General features: G+C 73.0%; 2 protein-coding genes and 1 pseudogene. All 3 read right to left on the bottom strand.

The window, feature by feature from the left end:
* Positions 1 to 596, bottom strand: a pseudogene (locus tag Q0R63_RS18205) (ATP-binding protein); the annotation flags it as partial.
* A 268-nt stretch (positions 597 to 864) separates the two neighbouring features.
* Positions 865 to 2496, bottom strand: a complete 1632-nt coding sequence (locus Q0R63_RS18200) for an SCO6880 family protein (protein WP_295700482.1) — start codon at positions 2494 to 2496, stop codon at positions 865 to 867.
* Between the two features lie 44 nt (positions 2497 to 2540).
* A partial coding sequence (locus Q0R63_RS18195) for a type IV secretion system protein (RefSeq protein WP_295700480.1) occupies positions 2541 to 3870 on the bottom strand: 1330 nt, incomplete at its 5' end.

Below are 3870 nucleotides of genomic sequence, written 5' to 3'. Positions count from 1 at the left end.
AGCTGCGGGATCGTGGTCTCGCGCATCGTGGTGTGCCCGGCGGCGTACCCGGTCAGGTGGGCCAGTGCTGCTTTGGTGACGACCTCGTCGGTGGGGCCGAACGGGACCCGGTGCTCCCCGATCCGTTGGCTGCCGACCAGCCCGCGGATCAGGGTGAGCCAGCGTCCGAAGACGACCGCGGCCCGCCCTTGCGCCTGCGCGGGGCTCAGGTGGTCCCAGCCCTGCAGGAGGGGCCCGAACGCGAGGGGGTTGATCCGGGTCGGGAGGCCGTGGCCGATGGCGACGGGCTCGACCCCGAAGAACCGGCACAGGCCTTCGTACTCGTCCTTGGGGTCGCCCAGGACGAGGATGCGGTAGCCGAAGTCGGTCATCCGTAGGCAGAACGCCTTGGTCGTGGCGGACTTGCCGCGGCCGGGTTTGCCGAAGGAGAAGATGTTGGGGTTGGTGACCGGCACGTCGTCGGACAGGACCCAGCCCAGCGGGTCGGCGTAGAAGCAGCCGCCGGAGAGCAGGTCGACGCCCATCTGCGCGCCGGTCGGAGGCAGTCCCGGGGCCGCGATGAACGGCCACAACACCGGGGCCTGGTCGGACGTCATCCGCCAGGTCGACACCGGCGCTGACGCCGGCGCCCACCCCCGACCTGCGCGACGGGGACCCTGCCCGAGGACGGAGCCTGAGTCGGGGCGGAAGAGGCGAGGCTCCTTGGGGGCAGCGCCGCTGGCCGGCATTGAGGGCAGGTCGTGGCCGAAGTCCGCGAGGAGACGGGCGACGCCGCGGCCGGCGTCCGTGACGCGGTGAGCACGGTGACCGCTGTGGCGGTCCCGGCGAGGTCCCCGCACAGGATTCCCGGTGGCGTTCACGGCGTCAGTCCCGAGTCCGGGTGAGGCTGATACCGAGCGGGACAGCCGACGCTGCAAACGCGACGTCCTGGGCGAGGTCCAGTCTCAGGGGGGCGAACCCGGCCCGGCGGACGGAGGCGTCGAGCCGGCGGCCGAACTCGGAGGCGCGGGCGGTCTTGGGGACGGTGACGGTGCACACGGCATACGGGCGGGTCATGGCGTTGCCGCGGGCGAGCTTGCCGTCGAGGCGGCGGACCTTGTCGGCCTCGTCCCGGGCCTTGGCGGTCTGCTTCATCTTGGCTTTCGTTCGCAGCTCGTCGCCGATGTCGGCGGCCCACTCGCTGGTCGCGGACTGCCGCCCGGCGGCAGTCGAGGACAGGATCGGGTAGGCGACCATCAGGCTGCGTCGCTCCCCCGGGTCGGCGGGAGTCAGGACCGGCAGCAACGCGCCCATCGCGGCGCCCTTGACCGGCAGCTTGACGGTGGCGCTCACACTGTTCCACGCGTCGTGGCTGTAGTGCCGGGCCGCCGGGTCGGCCCCGGACGGCCCGGCCAGCGCCCACGGGACGTCCGCGTTGACCGGCGGGTCCACTTGTCGACTGGCTGCGCCGGACGGCTGGTCGTGCTGGGTGTCGTGTTGGGTGGTGCGGGCGGCGAGGGCGTCGATGATGCCGGCGCGGTCTCCGGGGGCGAACCCGGTGCGGCAGGCCAGGGCGAGCTCGGGGCTGGTCAGCCAGGTCACGGCGGTCATCCCGAGCCCGCCGCGTAGCTGGGCCTCGATCTCGGCCAGGACCCCGTAGATGACGCGGGCGCGGCCCTCCAGCCCGCCGCCGGACTCCCTTGCGGACCGGGCGAGGCGGCCTTCCGGGATGACGACGGTGACGAACGACTCGGTGCGGACGCTGGCCCGGGTCAGGCACTGCTGGAGCTCGTCGTTGATCGCCCGGACCCCGACCAGTCCTGCGGCAGAGGCGTTCTGCGGTGCCCGTTCTCCTTGCTGCCCGTGCGGCCCGCGCGGTTGGGCCTCGAGGGGGCGGCGGTGGCGGGCGAGCCACTGGTCGCGTTCGGCGCCGTCCTCGGGGACGGTCCGCACCAGCAGGAGGATCTCGTCGACGAGCTCGGTCTGGGAGGCCAGGTCGAGCAGCTCGGCCAGCCCGCGGCCGTACCGGTCTCGGTCCTCGGGCTCGCGCAGGCCGATACCGGGGTGGACGACGGCCGCGGTGACCGCCCAGGTCCGGGTGGCGTGGTTCTGGATGATCGCGATCCGGGAGAACGACGCCCCGTCGCGCAGCATCGGAGGGCCGTCGTGGATCTGGATAGCGGCCAGCGCCCCGGGTAGGTCGGCCTCGTCGAGCGAGGCGGCCCGGCCGTGGGAGGCGGCGGACCGGAACCGGGTCCACCCGGTCAGGCCGCCGACGGCGAAGGCCAGGGACGCGGCGATCCACCCGGTCGCGGACCGGCCCCGTACCGGGGTGACGGTGACCGCGGTGACGACGGCCCAGAGCAGGAGGAAGAGTCCGGCGGCGGCCCAGGACCCGGCTTGGATGCACCCGAACACCGGCAGGGTGCCGAGGGCGACGACGCCCAGCTGCCAGCCGGACAGGCCGAAGAACCAGCCGATCCGGGCCCGGCTGTAGTCGCTGTAGATGACGCCCACGGTCACTTCTCCTTCGCTCAAGACTGAATGGGTGCGGCGGGGGTTCAGACGGGGACGACCGGCACGGCGCCCGCAGCACCGGCCGCTTCGCTGGCGCCGGCACCACCGCCGGCCGGGCTGGAGCCACCGGCTCCCCCGCTCGAGCGGGTGCTGGGGCCGGCTCCTCCGCTCGGTGCCGGAGCAGGGCTGAAGGGTTGCGGCGACGGAGGGGACGTCGCACCCCCTAGGTTCACCGAGCTGGGGTCCTCACCGGGTACAGGGTCGTGGGGTCCGGAGCCGTTGATTTCGGGGTTGTCGTCCTCAGAGCCACCGTCGGAGGGGCGGCCGTTGGGGCCGGCCGTGGATCCTCGGGTGGAGGTGAAGTCGGGGACGTAGGTGTTGTGGCCGACGCCCATCTGGTTGGTCAGGTCGGCGCCGACCGCGGCCGCGCGGGCGCCGACGGTGGCGAGGGCCCCGATGCTGGCGCTGGCGAGCTGGCCCCACGCTCCCCCGGCCGTGCTCGTCAGGCCTCCCGCGGCCTGGGTCATACGGGAGCTGGTGGCCTCCGCGCCGGCGTTCTCCCCTTGGGAGCGTCCGTGCTGGTCGGTCTCGGACGCCGCGGTCGTCGTCCCCGCACCTTCGCCTTGACCCTCACCCTGACTGTCCCCGCCGCCGCCCTTGCTCCCGGCGAGGAGGCCGCTGAGGCCGCCTTGGGCGGCGAGGCCGGCGCGTAGGGAGGAGCCGGAGCTGGTGCCGGGGTCGACGAACGCGAGGAGCTTGAACAGGGCCAGAGGGCTGAAGCAGCCGATGCAGATCAGGACGACGCCCGGTACGGCGGTCCCGATCGCCTGCTGGAGCGTGTCGGTCATGCCGGTCGCGACACCGGAAGTCATCTTCACTCCGATGCCGAGGACCAGGATCATCAGCACGGGCGTGAACGCGGCGGCAATGAACCAGCGCAGGCTCTTCCAGAACCAGCTCTGCCCCGCGTTGCTGACCAGTCCCCCGGCCGAGATCGGGGTGGTCGCGGCCAGCACCATCAGCGCCCCGGCCCGGGTCAGCATCACCAGGAGGTGCCCGATCGCGGCCAGGACCATGAAGATCCCCAGGAACCCCAAGACGGTGGCGACGGTGCCGTCGGTCAGGTCCTGGGTCGCGATCGGGGTCCCGAGCGGGTCGAACTGGGCCCACCGGTCGATGTGCAGCAGCGTCGACATCAGCGCCCGAGTCAGCCCGCCACAGGCCGCGACCACGGTCACCGCCAGGGCGATCCAGCCGACCCACACCATCACGAACTGCCCAACCCCGGTGAGTAGCCGGGCGATCGAGCGCCCGTCCCGGCGGACGGCTGCGACCCCGAGCTGGACCATGGTCAGCAGCAGCATCAGCGACCCG

The organism is Lapillicoccus sp., assembly GCF_025353065.1.
In the GTDB taxonomy this organism is placed as follows: Bacteria; Actinomycetota; Actinomycetes; order Actinomycetales; family Dermatophilaceae; genus Lapillicoccus.
This window is presented reverse-complemented; position numbering and strand designations above follow the sequence as displayed.